Below are 20,698 nucleotides of genomic sequence, written 5' to 3'. Positions count from 1 at the left end.
TCATGCCGGCAAAACCGGAAGGAAGCATATGGAGCGACGATCAATGGCGGGCCATCGTGGAGAGCGGGGACGACATTCTTGTGGCGGCTGCTGCCGGCTCCGGCAAGACCGCTGTGCTCGTTGAGCGGATCATCCGCAAAATCGGCGACGAAAGCAGCGGCTTCAGCGTGGACCGGCTGCTGGTGGCGACTTTTACCAAAGCTGCCGCGTCCGAGATGCGGCAGCGCATCCGCGAGGCGCTGGACCGTAAGCTGGAGCAAGATCCGGACAACGCCCATTTACGGCGCCAGCTGGCGCTGCTTGGCAGAGCCTCGATCACGACGCTGCACTCCTTCTGCCTTGAGGTCATCCGGCGCTATTATCAACTGATTCCGCTAGACCCTGGTTTCCGTATTCTGAATGAACACGAAGCGGAGATCATGCGCCAGGAAATCCTTGAGGAGCTGTTCGAGGAAAAATATGAAGAGGCCGGCGAAGACGGCGTGTTCGTGCAATTGGCGGACTGGTTCAGCGGGGAGCGCACCGATGACGCCGTGCATGCGCTCGTTCAGCGGCTGCATGATTTTGCGCGAAGCCATCCGTGGCCGGAGGAGTGGCTGAGAGAGACAGCTGCGGGCTTCTCGCTGCCGGATACCGAAGCCTTGTCCCGCACCCCCTGGGTGCGGAGCATACTCGAGGAGGCGGCGCTGGCGCTGGCCGCCGCGGCCAGCCAACTGGAGCGGGGACGGCAAATCGCCCTTCAGCCCGGCGGACCCGCGCCATACGCCGATAATCTGGCGGCGGATTTGGACATGGTCGAAGGGCTGCGGCGGGCCGTGGAAGAGAGGCCCTGGGCCGAGCTCTATGACCTGTTCAGCGGCGCCGCCTTCGGAAAGCTGAAGCCCTGCAAGAAAGACGCGACTGATCCCGCTCTGCAGGAGACCGTCAAGGGTCTGCGGGACGAAGTCAAGAAGATCATCGTCGAGCTGCAGAATTCGCTGTTCGGACGTCCGGCGGACGCGTTCCTCCGGGAGCTGCATGAAGCGGCTCCGCTGATGACGGAACTGGCGGAAACGGTGATCCTGTTCGGAGAGCGTTACCGCGCGGAGAAAGCGGGCAAAGGGCTGGTCGATTTCAGTGACCTGGAGCATTACTGCCTGGCAATTCTGCGCCACCCCGAGTCGGCGGCGGGATATTCCATGCCTTCGGATGCCGCACTGGAGTACCGGGCGCAGTTCGACGAGGTGCTGCTTGATGAATATCAGGATACGAACAGTGTCCAAGAAGAAATTGTACGGCTGATCTCGAGAGAAGATCCGGGCAACCGGTTCATGGTAGGCGATATGAAGCAGAGTATTTACCGCTTTCGCCTCGCGGAGCCGGGATTGTTCCTGGACAAGTACCGCAGCTATGGCAAGAGCGGATTCAAAGAGGAACACAAGCAGGAAAGTCAGGGAACGGACGAATCTGGCGGCACAGCGATAAGCGAGACTAAAACCGGAGAGAAAAAAGGAATTGTCATCGATCTGTCGCGAAATTTCCGCAGCCGGATGGAGGTCGTTAACGCCGTCAATATGCTGTTCCGCCAGATTATGAACGAAACGGTGGCCGAAATCGCCTACGACGAGCGGGCGGAGCTTGTATACGGCGCTAACTTTCCCGGCGCGGCGGACAAGGGGCCGGATACGTATTTTGCTCCGGAACTGCTGCTGATCGACCGGGGAAGCTCTAAAGGCATGCCGGAGGAAAAGGCCGAGGATGGGGAAGCGGAGACGGCTGAAAGCGAATTGATCGAAAGTGAAACGGCGCAGCTGGAAGCCCGCGCCATCGCCCGGCGGATTATCCGTATGACGGGCATGGATGGCGGCGAGCCGCTGCAGATTTATGATAAGGGACTTGGAACGATGCGCCCGGTTGTTTACGGCGACATTGTGATTTTGCTGCGTTCCGCAAGCCTGTGGGCGCCGCTGATGATGGAAGAGCTAAGGCTGGAAGGCATTCCGGCCTATGGCGACCAGAATAGGGGCTATTTTCAGGCGACCGAGGTGGAGGTTATTCTCTCCCTGCTGAAAGTCGTCGACAATCCTCAGCAGGACATCCCGCTGGCCGGAACGATGCGCTCGCCTGTCGTCGGCCTGACCGAAGAAGAATTGGCGAAGGTGCGCCTGTGCGGCGTAGGCTCGTTTTACGACGCGGTAATCGCGGCGGTCTCGGGAGGCCTAACGGCGGGCGGCGCGGGAAGCACCGGACATGAAGCCGCTCATGCTGCCGTGGCTACAGACGTGACTACAGACGTGACTACAGCCGGCGTCGGGAGCGTAATCGGAAACGAAGTCGAGGGTGCATTCGACGTTCGGGGCGGCGCCGAAAACGCGGAGGAGACGGCGGCTGCCAGCGAGACGGTAAATGCTGAGCCGACGGTGTCCGGTGAGTCGGAAACCGTCGGTCCGGCCATTTCCGTCAGTCTCCGAAATAAGCTGAACCGGTTTCTCGAACAGCTCGAGGGCTGGCGCGATGAGGCACGTCAAGGCGACGTAAGCGGCCTGATCTGGCGCATTTACCGAGAAAGCGGATATCTGGAATGGATCGGCGGTCTTCCCGGGGGCGCCCAGCGTCAGAGCAATCTTAAAGCGCTGTACGACCGGGCGGTTCAATTCGAGAACGATACTTCGGCCCGCGGCTTGTTCCGGTTCCTGGTGTTCATATCCCGGCTCCGGGAGAACGGCGGAGATTTGGGCGCGGCCGGCGGAAGCGGCGAGCAGGGTGAAGGCGTCCGGATCATGACGATCCATAAGAGCAAAGGCCTTGAGTTTCCGGTCGTTTTTCTTGCCGGAATGTCCAAGGGCTTCAACCGGCAGGATCTTTACGCGCCGTTTCTGATGCACAAGGAGCTCGGCTTCGGCCCGCGTTTTCTGGAACGGGAGACCCGGGTCAGCTATCCGACGCTGCCCTATCTCGCCATCGGCCGCCGTTCTCGGCTGGAGCTGTTGGCGGAGGAAATGCGGGTGCTGTATGTGGGGCTTACACGCCCGCGCGACAAGATGATTCTCGTCGGAACCGTCCGGGATCTTGCGGGCAAAGCGGCGAACTGGATGTCGTCGGGCGCCGGAGAAGATCAACTGCTCCCCGATCATCTGCTCGCCCGGGGGCGCAGCTATCTGGATTGGGTGGGCCCGGCGTTGATCCGACACCCCGGCGCGGCGATTTTGCGGAAAATCGCCGGCAAGGAAGGAGCGGCTCCGCTTACCTTGCGTGGCGATCTGTCCAACTGGAGCGTCAGCGTCCTGCCATCCTCCGAACTGGAAGCGGGCGCGCTAACAGCCAGGGATGGCAGAGAAGACGGTGAAGAAGCGAGAAGAACGGCGCTTCATGAACTGAGACGGGGGGTTCCGGTTACGGCTTATGATGGGGAAAAGGCCGGAGCGGCCGAGCGGCTGTCATGGCGTTACCCTTATGAGGCGGCTGCCGGTATTCCGGCCAAGACTTCCGTTACGGAATTGAAATCCCTGTTGTCTTTGCAAGATCAACCTTCGTTCGACCTATTGGAAGAACAGCTTCCCGGAGCACGGGAGCGCAGCTCCGCCGCCGCCGACAGCCTGCATTTGCGGCGTCCGAGGTTCATGGAACAGCGCGGCGTAACCCCGGCGGAACGCGGGACGGTATACCATACCGTCATGCAGCATATTCCGCTGGAGGGCGAGGTTGGCCTTGCCGAAGTGAAGGAGACGCTGGCAAGGCTGGTGCAGCTGTGTATTTTGACGGAAGAACAAGCGGCGGCGGTCGATCCGGAGAAAGCAGCGGCTTTTTACGACCATCCGCTTGGTCGCAGGCTGCTCGCTTCTCCGTGGAAGAGAAGGGAAATGCCTTTCAGCTATATGGTGCCCGCTTCCGAAGCCTACCGGGGTCTTCAGGCTCTGGACAGGGCATCATCGGAGCTGCTTGGAGAGAGCGGCACAGCCTCTCCTTCCGTATTAATCCAAGGGGTTATCGACTGTCTGTTCCGCGAGGAAGGGCGGCTGATCCTGCTGGATTACAAGAGCGATGCGATTCTGGAGCATAAAGGCGGACTGGAAGCACTGGAGGAGAAATACCGCTACCAGCTCAGTCTGTATTCAGAGGCGCTCGGCGATATTTTGGGTGAAGAGATCGCTGAATCATGGTTGTATTTCTTTGACGGCGGCCATGCCGTCCGAGTATCAGGTTGACGCTGCCAGACGACACTGGACCAGTCTCGGCTATACCATGAACCTGCTATACCGTGAACCTGCTATACCGTGAACCTGATATACCATGAATCGGCTATACCTTGAACTTGCTATACCGTAAACCACCCATACCGTGAACCATCCATGCCACTAACCACCCATACCTTGAACTCGCACCATTAAACAAGGATCTGCGGCAAGGGGCAATTGACTTAGGGTTTATACCATACGAAATTTATGATATTCATATTCGCCCGGCTGGGGCGGGAAAGAGGCGGAACATGCGGATTTTGCATACGGGCGACTGGCATTTGGGCCGTACGCTGGAGGGAAGAAGCAGGCAGAAGGAGCAGGAGGCGTTTATTGATGAGTTGGTCGCCATTGCCGAGGAGGAACGGGCGGACCTCATAATGATGGCAGGGGACGTGTACGACTCGGTCAACCCTCCGGCTGCGGCCGAGCAGCTGTTCTACGAAGCGGCCTCAAGACTTGCCTCCGGCGGAAGGCAGCTGGTCGTAATTGCTGGCAACCATGACCAGCCAGAGCGGGTATCCTCCGTGTCCCCGCTTGTCTTCGGACAGGGCATTACTCTTGTCGGCCTGCCCGCAAGCAATCCGGTGACGGTCCGGGTGGCCCGTACCGGAGAAACCGCGCGTATCGCGGCTCTTCCATACCCTTCCGAAGCCCGCCTTGGCGAGCTGCTGGCCGAGGACAGCGACGAAGCCGGACTGCGGCTCGCATACAGTGCGCGCGTAGGACGCCTGATGAAGCTGCTGTCCCGGGAATTCACGCCTGACACGGTCAATCTGGCGATGAGCCACATTTATGTGCTTGGTGGCGTGGAGAGCGACTCCGAGCGTCCGATCCAGGTCGGCGGGGCGTATACCGTCGATCCTTCGGCGTTGGCCTGCGGTGCGCAGTATACGGCGCTCGGCCATCTCCACCGGCCTCAGAAGGTCAAGGGAGAAGGGATGATCCGCTACAGCGGTTCTCCGCTGGCGTACAGCTTTTCGGAGGCGGGCCAAGCCAAGTCCGTGACGATGCTGGAGCTCTCGCCGGGAGCGGAGGCGAAGCCGGAAGAAATTCTGCTCCGGTGCGGCCGTCCCCTGGTGGAGTGGGATTGCGCAGGCGGATTGGATGAAGTGTACCGGTGGCTGGACGAGGGCAGAGACGCCAATGCGTTCATCGATCTGAGAATCCGCCTGAGCGAGGCGCTGTCGATGGGAGATATTCAGCGGCTGCGCAAGTCGCGGGAAGGTATCGTACATATCCGGCCGGTATACCCGGAGATGGAGAAGGAACTGGAAGCGTCCCTCCGCTCCCGGATGCCGGTTCAGGAGCTGTTCAGAAAGTTCTATCAACGCCAGACCGGGGGAGCGGAGCCGGAGGACAGCCTTGTGGAGCTGTTTCTGGAGCTAGCGGAGGAAGAGCGTGACGGACAGGAGGCGGAGGATACGAGATGAAGCCGATACTATTGAAAGTAAGCGGGCTGCAGAGCTACCGCGAAAGCCAGGAGATCGATTTTTTGGGCTTGTGCGAGACCGGGCTGTTCGGCATCTTCGGACCGACGGGCAGCGGCAAATCGAGCCTGCTCGACGCAATTACCCTAGCGATGTACGGCAAGGTGGAACGGGCGGTGAACGGGACGCAGGGGATCATGAATCATTCTGAGGATTCCCTTGCCGTGGCGTTTACCTTCGAGCTGGCTTCCTCCGAAGGGTCGCACCGCTATCGGGTAGAGCGAAGATTCAAACGGACAGGAGAACAGTCCGTCAGCAATTCGGTGAGCCGCTTCATCGAGATTGGCCCGGACGGAGAGACCGTAGTGGCGGACAAGCTCGCGGAGGTGACACGCTGCGTCGAGGACAAAATCGGGCTAAAGATGGACGATTTCACCCGAGCCGTAGTCCTTCCTCAGGGCAAGTTCGCCGAGTTTCTATCCCTTCGCGGCGTGGACCGCAGACAGATGCTTCAGCGTCTGTTCCATTTGGAGCAGTATGGCGACCAGCTGGCGCTGAAGCTCAGCCGCCGGGTCAAGGAGAACGAAGCGGCGCTGCGCGCTGTGGAGGCAGAGCAGCAGGGTCTGGGCAGCGCCGGCGCGGAGGATGTGCAGGCGGCCGAGGAGCGTCTTAATGAGGCTGTCCGCCATGCCGCCGAATGCCGAGAGCGATTGGAGGCGGCGACCGGCCGCTTCGAGCGGTTCGGAAGAATCCGCGAGCTGCAGGAGGAACGCACCCGCCGGGAGATGCAGCTGCTGGAGTTCCGGGCGCGGGAGGAGCAGATAGCCTCTCTTGAGTCGCGGCTTCTTAAAGGCGACGAAGCCGCGAAGATCGCACCCGCGCTGAAGGCATGGAGAAGCGCGGAGGAGGCCTGGCGAACCCGGGGCGCGGCGGCGGAGCGGCTGGAGTCGCATCTTGCGGCGTCCGAGCAGGAAGCCGTCCGGGCCGCCGAGGCCGAGCAGCAGGCGCATGGAGCGCTCGGCGCGGAAGAGCCGGCCCTGCGGGAACGCGAAGGCCGGCTGCGCCAGGCGCTCGAGCTGGAAGCCGAGCTCGCCGGGCTGCGGCGCGAGCTCGCGGCGCTTGCCGAGCGCAAGGGCGAGGCGTCCCGCGGGCTGGAAGCCTCGCGGGAGACGCTGGCGCGGGAGCGTGAACTTTTGGCCAAGGGCCAAAAGCGGCAGCAGGAGCTGCAGCGCAGCCTCCTGCCGCTCGAGGTCCGCTCCCAGGAGCGGCAGGCTCTGCAGGAAGCGATGCAGAGCCTGCAGGGATTGCGCTCCGCCGAGTCCCAATGGGAGCAGGCGGAGCGGGAGTGGCTTGAGCGCGCCGCTGCGCTCGGCGCGGTTCGGGGCCGCCTCGCGGAGGCCGAGGCGGCTGGGGCGCGGCTGGCTGAAGCGCGAGCAGCCGCCGTGAGGAACGCCGCCCTGCATCTGGAGCGGGCGGCGTCCGCGGAAGATGCCGCAGCCGCCATTGCCGGGCGGCTGGAACAGCATTGCGCGGAGCTGGAAGCCGCGCTCCGGGAGCGGGAGCTGCACCGGCTGTCGCTGGCGCTCTCCCGCGAGCTGCAGGACGGGGCTCCGTGCCCCGTTTGCGGCAGCAGCCACCATCCGGCCCCGGCGTCGCTGCGGGACGGAGGAGAAGATCCGGCTGAGGAGCGAAGGCTGCAGGAGGCGAAGGCTCTGGCGGGCCGTGCGCTTGAAGCGCGGGCCGGGCTGAGGAGCCTGCGGGAGCAGGACCGCGCCTGGCTGGAGCAGGCGTACGGTGAATCCGGCTCCTTCTCCGGGATTCCCGCGGCGGCAGGCGCTTCACTGGCCGGAACCGGGCAAGGCGTATCCGGATCTAGCCAAGCTGCTGCGGCCCTGAGCCGGGAGGCTGTCTCCGGCTTAACTGAATCTGCTCCGGACACGGACCGGAAGCCTGTCTTTGGCGCGGCGGCAGCCGGAAGCGAAGCTGCTTCCGCATGGCCGGCAGCATCCGGCGTGGCGGAGCTGGAAGAACAGCTTGCCGGTTTGCAGAGCCGCTCTAAGGAGCTGCGCCGCGAGGCTGCGCAGTGGCAGGAGGAAGACCGCCGGTCGCAGCAGCGTCTCTTGAAAGAAACGGCCGAAGCCGAAGCCGCACGGAGCTGGGAGGAGCAGACAGCTGCCAAGGCGGAAGAATTGAAGCGGCAGCTCTCGGTTTTGCGCCAGGAATGGGAGCGCCGGTTTCCGCAGCTTGCGCCGGGGGAAGCGGAGAATGCCTACGGCGAACTGCGTCGCAAGGACGAAGAAGCCGAGGAAATCCGGGGCAGACTGGACATCAGCGTGAAGTTTCTGGAAGAGAAGAGCGCCTCCGTGCAAATGCTGCAGGAAAGAATAGCTGGGCTGGATAAGGAGCTTGCCGCTTGGACAGCTCAGCATACGGGCAAAGAGGAACTGCTGGACGAGAAAGAGCGACGGCTGCAGCAGTGGACCGAAGGCCGTTCCGCCGGTTCCCTGCTGGCCGAATGCGAGCGGCGCCTGCAGGAGCTTCAGACAGCCGCAGAGGAAGGCAGACGCCGTCACCGGGCCGCTGCAGACCGGGCGCAGCAGGATGCCAGAGAGGCGGCGATCGCCCGCCAGGCGGCGGATTCGGCCCGCGAGCACTGCGATGCCGCGGCTGCGAACTGGGAAGAATGCCTTGCTTCTTCGCCGTTCGCTTCGGCCGATGAAGCAGAAGCGGCAGCGCTGGATGACGGAGAACGCGAAGCGGCATTCGCGCGTGTGCGGTCGCACCGCGACGGCGAGGCGGAAGTCAAGGTTCAGCTTCGCCACATCGAAGAGAAGCTTGGCGGAGCCTCGCTGACCGAGGACGAGTGGCGGGAATGCGAGACGAATCTTCGGCGGTGCAAGGAGGATGACGAAGCGGCGCTGCAGGCCAAGGCCCGGGGAGAACGGGATCTGGAGGATTTGCGCCAAAGGCATATCCGGTGGACAGAGCTAGAGAGCTTGCGGGCGGGGCACGAGAGCTTGCAGAGCCGGCTGTCCAAGCTGCAGTCCTGTCTGCGCGGCAACGCCTTCGTCGAATATATCGCGGAGGAGCAGCTGATGCAGGTATGCCAGGCGGCTTCGCAGCGTCTGCGCTTCTTGAGCAGACAGCGCTATGCGCTGGAGGTTGACTCCGGCGGCGGCTTTGTCATCCGCGACGACGGAAACGGAGGAGTCAAGCGGCCGGTATCCACCTTGTCGGGCGGAGAGACGTTCCTGACCTCACTGTCGCTTGCGCTTGCATTGTCCACGCAGATTCAGCTTCGGGGCCAGTATCCGCTGCAATTTTTCTTCCTGGACGAGGGCTTTGGCACGCTGGACCCCGAACTGCTGGATACCGTGATTACATCGCTTGAACGGCTGCATAACGATCGGCTGTCTGTCGGCATTATCAGCCACGTTCCCGAGCTTCGGGCAAGGCTTGCCCGCAAGCTGATTGTGGTTCCTGCTTTGCCGGGCGGAGAGGGTTCCCGCATCCTTTTGGAAAAAAATTAAAATCGGGCAGGGGGTTGTGATATCCGTCACAGAGACAGCAACACCCCCCTGTTATAATACAGCTAAGCCGACATCATTTGAAACACCTCGGCGGACGTATGACCGGGAAATTCTTCCTTTTCATACGTCCGCCGCCGAATCAGCTTTATCAGCTGTGAAGGGTGTTTCTTTTTTTTTGCCTATTTACCGGAGTCAATGAAATTTTGTTGCTGCTGTATCTGGTACAGCCTCAGCAACCGATATTTATTATGGGAGAAAGCCTATATTCCGTGCTCCGCCGCTTCGCTTTCGAAAAAGAACAAATTCCTGTATGATAAATGAATAATGACGACGGCCTCTACGGGGTTATTTTTGCCGGTGATCCGAGAGTCCGATTGTTGTCAGGGACGGCCCGAACCACGAACGGGAAGGGCGCTTCAAATATCCTTTAGGAGGAAGCTGCGGTATGGAAACCATTTTTAGCAAAATTATTGAGGGAAGCATTCCCTGCAACAAAGTGTTTGAGAATGAACGGATTTTGGCATTTTACGATATCGAGCCCGCCGCACCGGTGCATGTGCTGATTATTCCCAAGAAACCGATTCCGTCGATGAACGAGGTAGCTTCGGAGGATTTGCCGCTGATCGGAGAAATCCATAGCGTGGCGCAGCAAATCGCCAAAGAACTGGGCATCGCGGAAACCGGGTACCGTCTGATCAACAACTGCGGACCGGACAGCGGGCAGGCGGTTCAGCATCTGCACTATCATCTTATCGGTGGAGCGAAACTGGGCGCGCTGATCGGCAATTCCAAATCCCACGCCTAAAGAGAGTGACCGGGAAATATAGCTCTACCGAAAAAAGAATGGGCTTGAAGGTTGACACCTTATTTCGGTTTGACCTATAATGAAATTTGATGAACCGTGTTATGCTCTTGGACGGTCTGGTCGGAGGGAGGGAAAACTGGTGTCTGAAACGAAAGTTCGCAAAAACGAGACAATTGATGCTGCACTTCGTCGCTTTAAACGTTCCATCGCTAAAGATGGCGTCTTGGCTGAGGTGAAGAAACGCAAGCATTATGAAAAGCCAAGCGTTAAGCGCAAGAAAAAGTCCGAGGCTGCTCGTAAGAGAAAGTTTTAGGAGGATTACCCAAGCATGAATCTTAGCGAACGATTGAACGAAGATATGAAGCAGGCGATGAAGAGTAAGGACAAGTTCAAACTCTCCACGATTCGAATGGTTCGTTCTACGATCAAGAATCTTGAGATAGATTTGAAAAGAACATTAGACGACAACGAAGTGCTTGATATCCTTAGTCGTGAGATCAAACAGCGCAAAGATGCCCTCCAAGAATTTGAAAAAGCGGGTCGTGACGAGCTTGCTGCAAGCAATAAAGCAGAAATCGAGATTATTCAGCAATATCTTCCCGAACAGCTTTCCGAAGAAGAAATTCAGGTTATTGTACAGCAGACCATCCAGGAAACCGGTGCTTCTTCGAAAAGTGAAATGGGCAAGGTGATGAGCGCGCTGATGCCGAAAGTCAAAGGCCGCGCTGACGGTAAACTCGTGAACCAGGCGGTTCTGAAATTTCTGCAATAACATAAGGTGAACACCCCTTTTTAAGGGGTGTTTTTCTTTTTGGCAAAAGAAAACCATACGCTATGCGTATGGTTCGGGAGAGCTTCCAGCGATGTATCAAAAAAAATTCCTCCTAATGTTACAATAAATTTGGTTCGCCAACCGAATTTATCGCACAATAGGAGGAATACAGATGTCATCTGATGTGAACAGTTTAGCACATACAAAATGGAATTGTAAGTACCATATCGTGTTCGCCCCAAAGTATAGACGCCAAGTAATCTATGGGAAATTGAAACAAGATATTGGGAAAATACTGAGACAACTATGTGAAAGAAAGAATGTAGAAATTATCGAAGCAGAAGCGTGTAAAGATCATATTCATATGCTGGTGAGTATTCCACCAAAGCTCAGTGTATCGGCGTTTATAGGATATTTAAAAGGAAAGAGCAGCTTGATGATCTTTGACCGACATGCCAACCTAAAGTATCGGTATGGAAATCGGAAATTTTGGTGTAAAGGGTTTTACGTGGATACCGTCGGAAGGAACAAGAAAGTGATACAAGAATATATCCAAAATCAACTGCAGGAGGATATCGTCGCGGAACAAATAACAATCATGGAATACATTGATCCATTTACAGGAGAAGAGATCAAAGATAATCGAAAGAAGAAGAAATAGAAAACCCCTTTAGGGGTAGCAGTAAAAGTAGTGCGGTTGGCGAACCATTCAGTGCCCTTTAGGGCTGGCCAGTAATAAAGGCTTTCAGCCGCAGAACAAACCACCCGTTATACGGGTGGTTTTGATTTTATAAGCCTAAAACCTATGATGCAAGATAGATGAGTGGTCAGGAAGCCACGCGCATCTGGTGATTGATGAAACGCCGATCCGTCTACCCCGTAATAACATTTATATCCGCCAATTATATTATCCGGAAAAATGATCGAAACTAATCTAAGTGGATCGGAGGGATATGATGTGACGGGTTTGCGGAAAATGATGCTGGCCGTCTGCGCCCTGTTCCTGCTCCTGTTGGTGCCGTTTGGAGCCTTGACGGTTCAGGCCTCCGGCAGCCCGGGCTCGCAGGTTGCTGGCAGCGGACTGAAAAAGGGCCCGGTATTTATTCTGCCTGTGGACCAGGAAATCGAGCGGGGACTCGAGAGCTTCTTGAAACGGGGCTTCGAGGAAGCCGGGAAATACGGCGCTTCGCTAATTGTGCTGGAGATCGACACGCCGGGCGGACGGGTGGACAGCGCGGAGCAGATCGGCATCATGGTAAGGGAGAGCAAAATTCCGACGCTGGCCTTTATCGAAGGAGACGCGGCTTCCGCCGGCAGCTATATCGCCCTTAACGCGAAGAAGATTGTAATGAAGCCCGGAAGTATGATTGGTTCGGCTTCGCTTGTCGATATGAGCGGCAAAAGGGTGGACGACGCCAAGCTGGTGTCGTTCTGGAAATCCAAAATGGCGGGCGCGGCGGCTTTGAACGGGCGCGATCCGGATATTGCCGCAGGAATGACGGACGTCAATCTGGTCGTCGACAAGCCTGAACTGGGCGTTCACAAGAGCAAGGGCGAGATTATCGCGCTGACCAGCGAACAAGCGTTGAAGGCGGGCTACGCCGATGCCACCGGAGATTCGCCGGAGGAGGCGGTTGCCTGGATGGGCTATTCCACCGATGAGATCTTTCGCGTGCAGCATACCGGCGCGGAGAAGCTGTCGCAATTTCTGACCCATCCCGCCGTTATGACCATACTGCTGTTCATCGGGATCGCCGGGGTGGTCATAGAACTGCTTGTCCCCGGCTTCGGGGTTCCGGGCATTCTGGGAACTTTGGCTTTTGTGCTGTATTTCTTCGGCAATTATGTGGCGGGATTCGCCGGAGCGGAGACCTGGCTGCTGTTTATCATCGGTCTGGTTCTGATGGTGCTTGAACTGTTCGTTCCAAGCTTCGGCATTCTGGGTATTCTGGGCTCCGTCAGTCTGATTGCGGGCGTCGTGCGGGCCGCCTACAGCTTTACACATGCGCTGTTCAGTCTGGGCATCGCTTTTGGGGCTGCCGTGGTGGTCATTATCATTGTCGCAATTGCATTCAAGGACCGGGGCATATGGAATCGGTTCATTCTCAGCGACAGTCTGAGCAAGGAGCAGGGTTTTATCCCCGGTCCCGAGAAATCAGAGCTCGTAGGCCGGAGAGGAATAAGCATTACACCGCTTCGTCCGTCTGGAACGGCGCTTATTGAGGATGAGCGTCTTGATGTGGTGACCGAGGGCGGATTTATCGGTGCGAATACTCCCGTCGCCGTCGTCAAAGTGGAAGGCGGCAGGATTGTAGTGAAGGAAGCGCGGGAATAAGGTAAACTATGGAAGTGTTGCGTTAGTATCCAATTTGGTAGATAGAAAGGGCAGATGTAAAAATGGAAGCATCTCTAATAACCGTCTTACTGATCGCGGTCGTAGTGATCATTGTTTTGAGCATCTTTCTCAGCTTCTTTCCGGTCATGCTGTGGATTTCGGCTTTGGCCTCCGGCGTCCGGATCAGCATTATTACGCTGGTCGCCATGCGGCTGCGCCGCGTCACGCCAAGCCGGATCGTTAATCCGCTGATTAAAGCGACCAAGGCTGGCCTTGGGTTGAACATCAACCAGCTGGAAAGCCACTATTTGGCGGGGGGCAATGTCGACCGTGTCGTTAACGCGCTGATCGCCGCGCAGCGTGCCGATATTCCGCTGGAATTCACCCGGGCGGCCGCCATTGATCTGGCCGGACGCGATGTGCTCCAGGCCGTTCAGATGAGCGTTAACCCGCGTGTAATCGAGACGCCAACCGTGGCCGCGGTTGCCCGCGACGGTATTGAAGTAAAGGTCAAGGCGCGGGTCACTGTTCGCGCCAATATCGACCGGCTCGTCGGCGGCGCCGGCGAGGAGACGATTATCGCCCGCGTCGGCGAAGGGATCGTTACAACAGTCGGATCAAGCAACTCGCATAAGGACGTGCTCGAGAATCCGGATTCCATCTCCCGAACCGTGCTGCAGAAAGGGCTTGACGCCGGAACGGCGTTTGAAATATTGTCCATCGACATCGCGGACGTGGATGTAGGTAAAAATATCGGCGCTTATCTGCAAACGGAACAGGCCGAGGCCGACAAGCGGATTGCCCAGGCAAAGGCCGAAGAGCGCAGAGCGATGGCCGTGGCCCAGGAGCAGGAAATGAAAGCCCGCGTCGTCGAGATGAAAGCCCTGGTCGTCGAATCCGAATCCCAGGTGCCGCTGGCCATGGCGGAAGCGCTGCGCGGAGGCCAAATCGGCGTCATGGATTATATGAATCTGAAAAATATCGAAGCCGACACGCAGATGCGCGGTTCGCTCGGCAAAATGGGCGATCAGGATAACGACGGTTCCAAGAACGATAAGTAATGAATACAACAAGCAGGGGAGATGAGGCCCCATGAGCTGGATCTATGTCATTGCGGTCATTATTTTTGCGATTGTGTCCCAGGCCAATAAGGCGAACAAAAATAAAAATAAAAATGGAAGATTGCCACGCGGTGGAATGCCGCCTTTTGGCAGCGGTTCGGGCGATGGTCCCCTGCGCCGTCAAGGGTCCGGACTGCCCGAAAGGGGCGGAGCAGCGGAATCGCAGGGCAGCGGCTTCCCTGTTCCAGCACCTTCATCCCGGCAGTCGGAACGGATGGATGAAGGCCGTGAGTCCGACACGGCACCGGCGTTCCCCGAGCCAGCCCTCTTTCCGACTCCGGATTACGAGTCGGGCGAAGGGGCATCGCTGGAGCAGCCTGAAGAAGAGGACGGAGTCGAGGTCCGGCAGGAGCGCATGCGGCGCGAACTGGAACGCGTACACCGCGCGCTGGACCGGATTTCCGACGATATGGGAAGCGGCGGAACCGGACGGGCATCATCCGGCAGCGCTTCGGCTTCGTCTGCACGCAAGCGGGAGGCTCTTGGCGGCGATCTGCGCAGCGGGCTTATCTGGGCGGAAATTCTCGGTCCTCCGCGCTCCCGCAGGTCCTTGGGCTCCCGCCGTCCCGGCGGATTGTGAGAAGCGCGCCTTTCCGCCTCTTTTTAAATTTCAACCGAATGTACGAAGATGTCTCAAAACGGGTGTATCGTCCGCAAAATAGAATTCGTTCATCTCTGAAAGGATGGCGGTTTCTTGGGTGCGGCGGTCACCCGTTTTTCTTTTTTGGCGAACTCCTTTCCTAGTGATTTCAAGCCTCCCGGCTTTCATAAAACAGCGACTTCCCGCATAAGGTGTACAGTACAGGAAGGGGGGGCGTCTACATATGACCCGGATTGGCCGCAGTCTGCGGGGATGGACAAACGGGATGCTGGATTTGCCGCAGGACCTGCTGAGCGACATGCCCCGGATCACCCTCATCGGAAACAAGGAAATGGTAATAGAGAATCATAAAGGCGTACTGAATTTTTCCCCCGGCCAGCTGACGCTGAAGCTTGCGAAGGGATCGCTCGAAATCGCCGGAGAAGGGCTCGTCATCACTTCCATTCTGGGAAGGGAGCTGGCGGTGGAGGGCGTGATCGGGGAAATCAGATATAAGGAAAGCGGGGAGAACCGATGAAGGAACCGCCACTGTCATGGCTTCGGGGGACTGTTGCGCTGCATATATCCGGCGATCGGACGGAAGGGCTGATTAATGCCGTCACCGAAGCCGGGATTGTCATATGGAATGTCAAAGCGACTGAAAGCGGAGTCAGTCTCCGGCTGCTGCTGAACGATTTCTACGCTCTCCGGCCGCTGCTGAAGCAGACAGGCTGCAGGATGCATATTACGGGACGGATCGGACTGCCGTTCGTGGCGGCAAGGCTGTGGAAACGGAGTTTTTTTGCCGCGGGCCTGCTGCTGTTCGGCATTGTTTTGGTTTTGCTGTGCTCTCTGGTCTGGACCGTCCGGGTAGAGGGGAATAACCGCCTGGCATCGGAGGACGTGCTGGATGCCGCCCGGCAGGAAGGGATTTATCCCTATCAGTGGATTTGGCGCATGGATTCTCCGGACAAGCTCTCCAAGCACCTGGCGGCGCGGCTTCCGGGCGTATCCTGGGTTGGAGTCGAGCGGAACGGAACAACGGTGAAAATCCAGATTGTCGAAGCCGCCCTCCCAGAGGCAAAGCCGCTGAACAGTCCGCGCCATCTCATCAGCCGCACCGATGCGGTGATTTCCGACATCTACGCCGAACAGGGCAGGCCCGTGGTTCAGCGCAACGCGAGAGTGAAGAAAGGGGATATTCTCATTTCCGGGATTATTGGCGATGAGGCAAATATGCAGGCGGTTGTTGCCAAAGGTGAAGTCAAGGGGCTTGTATGGCATGAGTACAATATTGAGGTTCCGCTGCAAAAAAAGAATACCGCCTATACCGGGGAGCGGAAGGACCGAAGCTTCCTCGTTCTCGGCAACAGGGCGGTCCAACTGTGGGGTTACGGCAAATCGCCTTTTGAAGAGTCTCGCACGCTGACCGAGCTTGATCCGCTGACCTGGCGGGGCACCCGGCTGCCGTTCGGCTGGATGACGGAGAAAGAAATGGAAGTCAGGGAGACTGTCGAAACGTTGACGCCGCAGGCGGCAAAACAAGAAGGGCTGGCCCGCGCGGAGGCCGATATTGCTGCCCGTTACGGCAGCGACAGTGTCATTAAAAGCCAAAAAATTTTGCATGAGAAGAAAGAGAATGGTAAAGTTTATATGAAAGTGCTTTTTGAGGTGGAAGAAAGAATCACGGAAGAGCTTCCGATAGTATACAACCGAGGAGAATGAGGCTATTTGTCAGATAAGACTGCAAGTATAAGCATATCTTTGCAAAATGCGGGAGAAGCGCTGGCGCTTTTCGGCCCACAGGACGGATTCTTAAAGCTGATCGAGAGAGAAATTCCCGCTCGAATAGACTCGCGCGAAGCCGAGCTGACGGTGTTCGGCGGGGAAAGGGAAGTGGACATGCTGGCGCAGCTGTTTCATTCGCTGCTCTCCCTTGTCCGGAGCGGGTATATCCTGAGCGAGCGGGATGTGCAGTATGCCGTAGAGCTGGCTAAGGATTTCCGCGCCGATCAGCTGCTGGATCTGTTCAAGGGCGAAATCACTACGACATTCCGCGGCAAGCCGATCCGGGTCAAGACGATCGGACAGAAACATTATGTAACGACGATCAAGAAACGGGACATCGTATTCGGCATCGGCCCGGCAGGCACGGGGAAGACGTATCTTGCGGTCGTACTGGCCGTCTCCGCCCTGAAGGAAGGATCTGTCAAGCGCATCGTCCTGACCCGCCCAGCCGTTGAAGCGGGAGAAAGCCTCGGTTTTCTGCCGGGAGATCTGCAGGAGAAGGTAGACCCGTATCTTCGGCCTCTGTACGACGCCCTATATGACGTAATGGGTCCCGATCAGGTAGCCAAGGCGCTGGAGCGCGGACTGATCGAGATTGCGCCTCTGGCATATATGCGCGGCCGCACGCTTGACGACTCGTTTATTATTCTCGATGAAGCCCAGAATACGACGCCGGAACAGATGAAGATGTTCTTGACCCGGCTCGGCTTCGGCTCGAAAATGGTAATCACGGGCGACGTGACTCAAATCGACCTGCCCCGGGGAAAGAAATCGGGCCTCATCGAGGCGAATACGATTTTGTCCTCCATTGAGGATATCGGGTTCGTTTATTTTGCGGAGCAGGATGTAGTGCGGCATTCCCTGGTGCAGAAAATCATCGTTGCTTATGAACATTCAGCCGAAAACCTTGAATAAAGGGGACTGTCACCATGGCTTCAAAACAACCGTCGAAATTCAGCGGATTCTCATACAATGTGAGCGGATGGAAGTATAGCGCCGTTACGCGCTATGCTCTATTTCTGCTGCTAGGCATTCTGGTTTATTTCAGTCTGTCTCCGGATCTGCTCCCAAAACGGTATGACATCAAAGAAGAAACGAACAGTGCCAAGGAAATTGTGGCGCCGATGCAAATTCTGGATAAAAAGGCGACGCTGAAGGCGCAGGAACAAGCCGCCGAGAACGTTCAGCCCAAATATCAAATTATCCCGCTCCGGTCGGAGAACCTCGTCACCTCTCTGCTGGATCGCATCGACCGCCTCAATCAGGACGATACCATTTCCCAAAGCGACAAGACTTCCATTTACCGGGAAGAGATTCCGCAGAGGGCGAATGATTTCGTTCTTGGTTTTGTAGCGTCGAGCCGAAGCAACGGAGCTTACTCGGACAATTTGTTGAATGAAATGCAGAAGGTAATCAAGGAGCAGGCCTATTCCATCCCGGAAGAGACGTATATCAAAATACCCCGGCTGACCTCGCAGGACATCATCGAGATGAAGCCCGTGGCCCGGGATATCGTCAGCCGGCTGATGAATGACCAGATTTCCGATGCTAACGCCGCCCGCGCCAAGGTGGCGGAGCAGGTCAGCATCAGCTCACTCACCCAGCGCACTGCCCGGGAAGTGGTCCAGGAACTGGCGCGCGCTGCAATCACGGCCAATAAATTCTACGATGAGGACGCGACGAAGGAAGCGGAAGTGCAGGCCCGAGAGAATACACCTCCTGTATATATTGAGCAGGGTGAAGTGCTTGTGGCCAAAGGACAACGCATCACACCGGAGCTGTATCAGCTGCTGGACGAGAATGGCCTTTTGCGCAACAATATCAACTACTGGCCGCAGCTCGGACTGCTCATGCTCGCGGGAATCCTGTCGGTAGGCCTGCTGATGTTTATCCGACAGTCTGGAACCTCCGGCTCTTCCGGCTTCAAATACAACAACTCCCAGCTTCTGATGCTGGTGATTGTCTTTCTGATTACGATTATCTCTTTGCGGCTGGCGGCGTTCCTGCAGACCGATACGCGGCCGTTTATGGGATTTCTGGCGCCGGTAGCCATCGGGGCGATGCTGGTCGCGCTGCTGCTGGATATCACGCTTGCCTACTTCTGCTCCATTCTGTTTGCCGCATTGGCCAGCATTATTTTGAATGTGCAGCAGAATACGATTTTTGATTTCAATTTTGGTTTCTTTGCGCTGGTCGTATCGTATGTGGCCGTATTCGCAACTCATCGGGCAGGGCAGCGCACGACGCTGCTTAAAGGCGGCATCATGGTCTGCCTGTTCGGTTCGCTCGTTGTCTTTATGATCAATTTGCTCGGAGGCGGCGCATGGCAGCAGATTCATACGCTGTACGCCATCGGTTTCGCTTTTGCCGGCGGTCTGCTGACGGTTGTATTGGTTATCGGTCTTATGCCCTTTTTTGAATCGACATTCGGTATTCTGTCTGCGCTCAAGCTTGTTGAGCTGTCCAACCCGAACCATCCGCTGCTGCGCAAGCTGCTGACGGAAACGCCGGGCACGTATCATCACAGCGTAATGGTCGGCAATCTGTCGGAGGCGGCGGCCGAGGCGATCGGAGCGGACGGCCTGCTCTGCCGGGTCGGTTCGTATTATCACGATATCGGAAAGACGAAGCGCCCGTTCTATTTTATCGAGAACCAGAACAATATGGAGAATCCGCATGATTCCATCGAACTGAAGCTGAGCAAATCGATTATTATCGCCCATGCTCGCGACGGAGTGGAGATGCTGAAGGAATACAAGCTGCCCAAGCCCATTAGAGATATCGCGGAGCAGCATCACGGCACTACGTTCCTGCATTATTTTTACCATAAGGCCCTGAAACAGGCGGAGGAAAAAGGCACCCAGCCCGATTTCACCGAAGACGATTTCCGCTACCCCGGTCCGAAGGCGCAGTCCAAGGAATCCGCCGTAATCGGCATAGCCGACAGCGTGGAGGCGGCCGTCCGTTCCTTGCGCAGCCCTACGGTAAACCAGGTGGAGACGATGATCGAGAAAATTATCAAGAGCCGGCTGGACGATCATCAATTCGACGAATGCGATCTGACGCTGAAAGAGCTGGACATTATCGCCCGGACACTGAAAGAAACGGTGATGGGCATCTTCCATTCGCGTATCGAATATCCGGAGGAAGTGAAAAAGCCGAAAAAAGAGGAAGGGGCCATTAACGCATGAGCCTGCAGCTGGTTTGGAACAATGAGCAAGATGAAATGGAAATCGACGATCGGCTGATCTCGCTGCTGGAAGACATTCTGAAAAAAGCGGGTAAGCTGGAAGGAGTCGGCAGCGGCGAGGTGGATCTGACTTTTGTCGACAATGAACGGATTCATGAGCTGAACAGGGAGTACCGCGGCATCGATCGCCCCACCGATGTGCTGTCCTTCGCGCTGAACGAATCCGGAGAGGACGAGCCTGAAATCATCTATGAGGTAGACGAGGAGGAATCGGAAGGAATTCCCGATATGCTCGGCGATATCATTATTTCCGTCACCCGTGCCAAGGAGCAGGCGGACGATTATGGCCACTCGCTGGAGCGGGAGCTGGGTTTTTTGTTCGTGCACGGATTTCTCCACTTGCTGGGATACGACCATCAGGATGAGGCTTCCGAGGCGGAAATGATGGGCAAGCAGGAGCAGGTGCTGTCACAGGTAGGGTTGACCCGCTGATGCCCAAAAATACGGCGGCAGGCCCCAAACGATTTTGGAAGTCCTTTTGGTATGCGGCCCAGGGGATCAGACAGGCCTTCCGGACCGAACAGAATATGAGAGTGCATACCGGCTTCGCCGTCCTCGTTCTGCTGCTTGCCGCGCTCTTTCGCGTCCCGCCGGGCGATTGGATGCTGCTTCTGCTGGCCATCACGCTTGTGCTGGCGGCAGAGCTGCTCAATACGGCAATCGAGTCGGTAGTCGACCTTGTGTCGCCGGAAATCCACCCCTTGGCCAAGGCGGCCAAGGACACCGCTGCGGGAGCCGTGTTCCTGACAGCGGCGTTTGCCGTTATCGCGGGTATTTATGTTTTTTACCATCCGGTGATAGACTGGATTGCAGCATTTATGTCATAATCGAACTACAACTTTACAGGCGGAAAAGGCGGATAAGCCGTTAGGC

16 protein-coding genes are annotated in these 20,698 nt (G+C 57.2%); all 16 read left to right on the top strand.

All coding sequences use genetic code 11. The features are described 5' to 3' along the window. The first annotated feature begins 2 nt into the window (after window positions 1-2). The 16 genes from PUR_RS18750 to PUR_RS18675 all read left to right on the top strand — a co-directional run bounded on the left by PUR_RS18750 (window position 3) and on the right by PUR_RS18675 (window position 20,652). On the top strand, window positions 3-4,184 hold the full coding sequence (locus PUR_RS18750; RefSeq protein WP_179037989.1) for a UvrD-helicase domain-containing protein: 4,182 nt from the start codon (window positions 3-5) through the stop codon (window positions 4,182-4,184). Between the two features lie 281 nt (window positions 4,185-4,465). Further along, on the top strand, window positions 4,466-5,647 hold the full coding sequence (locus tag PUR_RS18745; RefSeq protein ID WP_179036550.1) for an exonuclease SbcCD subunit D: 1,182 nt from the start codon (window positions 4,466-4,468) through the stop codon (window positions 5,645-5,647). Next, window positions 5,644-9,174, top strand: a complete 3,531-nt coding sequence (locus PUR_RS18740; RefSeq protein ID WP_179036549.1) for an AAA family ATPase — start codon at window positions 5,644-5,646, stop codon at window positions 9,172-9,174. Before PUR_RS18745 ends, PUR_RS18740 begins: the two co-directional genes overlap by 4 nt. 445 nt (window positions 9,175-9,619) lie before the next feature. Then, complete coding sequence (locus tag PUR_RS18735; RefSeq protein WP_179036548.1) at window positions 9,620-9,979, top strand: histidine triad nucleotide-binding protein; 360 nt, start codon at window positions 9,620-9,622, stop codon at window positions 9,977-9,979. A gap of 139 nt (window positions 9,980-10,118) precedes the next feature. Then, the gene (rpsU, locus tag PUR_RS18730) at window positions 10,119-10,292 is read left to right on the top strand and encodes a 30S ribosomal protein S21 (RefSeq protein ID WP_005547957.1); all 174 of its coding nucleotides are present in this window, start codon (window positions 10,119-10,121) and stop codon (window positions 10,290-10,292) included. A 15-nt stretch (window positions 10,293-10,307) separates the two neighbouring features. After that, complete coding sequence (locus PUR_RS18725; RefSeq protein WP_179036547.1) at window positions 10,308-10,751, top strand: GatB/YqeY domain-containing protein; 444 nt, start codon at window positions 10,308-10,310, stop codon at window positions 10,749-10,751. 172 nt (window positions 10,752-10,923) lie between these two features. Then, window positions 10,924-11,412 carry an IS200/IS605 family transposase gene (tnpA, locus tag PUR_RS18720; protein WP_179034640.1) on the top strand — a complete coding sequence of 163 codons (489 nt, stop codon included), beginning with the start codon at window positions 10,924-10,926 and terminating at the stop codon, window positions 11,410-11,412. 315 nt (window positions 11,413-11,727) lie between these two features. Continuing rightward, window positions 11,728-13,086, top strand: a complete 1,359-nt coding sequence (locus PUR_RS18715) for an NfeD family protein (RefSeq protein WP_179037988.1) — start codon at window positions 11,728-11,730, stop codon at window positions 13,084-13,086. A gap of 62 nt (window positions 13,087-13,148) precedes the next feature. Continuing rightward, the gene (floA, locus tag PUR_RS18710) at window positions 13,149-14,147 is read left to right on the top strand and encodes a flotillin-like protein FloA (protein ID WP_179036546.1); all 999 of its coding nucleotides are present in this window, start codon (window positions 13,149-13,151) and stop codon (window positions 14,145-14,147) included. Between the two features lie 31 nt (window positions 14,148-14,178). Continuing rightward, entirely contained in the window at window positions 14,179-14,787 is a 609-nt protein-coding gene (locus PUR_RS18705) for a hypothetical protein (protein ID WP_179036545.1), read from the top strand. Window positions 14,788-15,031: 244 nt separating this feature from the next. Continuing rightward, the gene (gene yqfC, locus PUR_RS18700) at window positions 15,032-15,325 is read left to right on the top strand and encodes a sporulation protein YqfC (RefSeq protein ID WP_124695723.1); all 294 of its coding nucleotides are present in this window, start codon (window positions 15,032-15,034) and stop codon (window positions 15,323-15,325) included. Beyond that, complete coding sequence (gene yqfD / locus PUR_RS18695) at window positions 15,322-16,512, top strand: sporulation protein YqfD (RefSeq protein ID WP_179036544.1); 1,191 nt, start codon at window positions 15,322-15,324, stop codon at window positions 16,510-16,512. The genes yqfC and yqfD overlap by 4 nt, the downstream gene beginning before the upstream one ends. Window positions 16,513-16,518: 6 nt before the next feature. Continuing rightward, on the top strand, window positions 16,519-17,490 hold the full coding sequence (locus PUR_RS18690) for a PhoH family protein (protein ID WP_179036543.1): 972 nt from the start codon (window positions 16,519-16,521) through the stop codon (window positions 17,488-17,490). A 14-nt stretch (window positions 17,491-17,504) separates the two neighbouring features. Continuing rightward, window positions 17,505-19,766, top strand: a complete 2,262-nt coding sequence (locus tag PUR_RS18685; protein WP_179036542.1) for an HD family phosphohydrolase — start codon at window positions 17,505-17,507, stop codon at window positions 19,764-19,766. Beyond that, on the top strand, window positions 19,763-20,257 hold the full coding sequence (gene ybeY / locus PUR_RS18680; protein ID WP_179036541.1) for an rRNA maturation RNase YbeY: 495 nt from the start codon (window positions 19,763-19,765) through the stop codon (window positions 20,255-20,257). The genes PUR_RS18685 and ybeY overlap by 4 nt, the downstream gene beginning before the upstream one ends. Continuing rightward, window positions 20,257-20,652: a diacylglycerol kinase gene (locus PUR_RS18675; RefSeq protein WP_179036540.1), complete on the top strand. Its 396-nt coding sequence runs from the start codon at window positions 20,257-20,259 to the stop codon at window positions 20,650-20,652. Before ybeY ends, PUR_RS18675 begins: the two co-directional genes overlap by 1 nt. The last annotated feature ends 46 nt before the right edge of the window (window positions 20,653-20,698 follow it).

The organism is Paenibacillus sp. URB8-2 (genome assembly GCF_013393385.1).
In the GTDB taxonomy this organism is placed as follows: Bacteria; Bacillota; Bacilli; order Paenibacillales; family Paenibacillaceae; genus Paenibacillus_AQ.
The sequence above is the reverse complement of the archived record's forward strand: the minus strand, read 5'-3'. Positions and strand labels throughout refer to the sequence as shown.

Coding starts and splice junctions, on each gene's coding strand:
- PUR_RS18725 (WP_179036547.1), top strand. CDS start 10,308: ATGAATCTTAGCGAACGATTGAACGAAGATATGAAGCAGGCGATGAAG.
- PUR_RS18705 (WP_179036545.1), top strand. CDS start 14,179: ATGAGCTGGATCTATGTCATTGCGGTCATTATTTTTGCGATTGTGTCC.
- ybeY (WP_179036541.1), top strand. CDS start 19,763: ATGAGCCTGCAGCTGGTTTGGAACAATGAGCAAGATGAAATGGAAATC.
- PUR_RS18685 (WP_179036542.1), top strand. CDS start 17,505: ATGGCTTCAAAACAACCGTCGAAATTCAGCGGATTCTCATACAATGTG.
- PUR_RS18735 (WP_179036548.1), top strand. CDS start 9,620: ATGGAAACCATTTTTAGCAAAATTATTGAGGGAAGCATTCCCTGCAAC.
- PUR_RS18750 (WP_179037989.1), top strand. CDS start 3: ATGCCGGCAAAACCGGAAGGAAGCATATGGAGCGACGATCAATGGCGG.
- PUR_RS18715 (WP_179037988.1), top strand. CDS start 11,728: ATGATGCTGGCCGTCTGCGCCCTGTTCCTGCTCCTGTTGGTGCCGTTT.
- PUR_RS18745 (WP_179036550.1), top strand. CDS start 4,466: ATGCGGATTTTGCATACGGGCGACTGGCATTTGGGCCGTACGCTGGAG.
- PUR_RS18740 (WP_179036549.1), top strand. CDS start 5,644: ATGAAGCCGATACTATTGAAAGTAAGCGGGCTGCAGAGCTACCGCGAA.
- yqfD (WP_179036544.1), top strand. CDS start 15,322: ATGAAGGAACCGCCACTGTCATGGCTTCGGGGGACTGTTGCGCTGCAT.
- tnpA (WP_179034640.1), top strand. CDS start 10,924: ATGTCATCTGATGTGAACAGTTTAGCACATACAAAATGGAATTGTAAG.
- PUR_RS18675 (WP_179036540.1), top strand. CDS start 20,257: ATGCCCAAAAATACGGCGGCAGGCCCCAAACGATTTTGGAAGTCCTTT.
- yqfC (WP_124695723.1), top strand. CDS start 15,032: ATGACCCGGATTGGCCGCAGTCTGCGGGGATGGACAAACGGGATGCTG.
- floA (WP_179036546.1), top strand. CDS start 13,149: ATGGAAGCATCTCTAATAACCGTCTTACTGATCGCGGTCGTAGTGATC.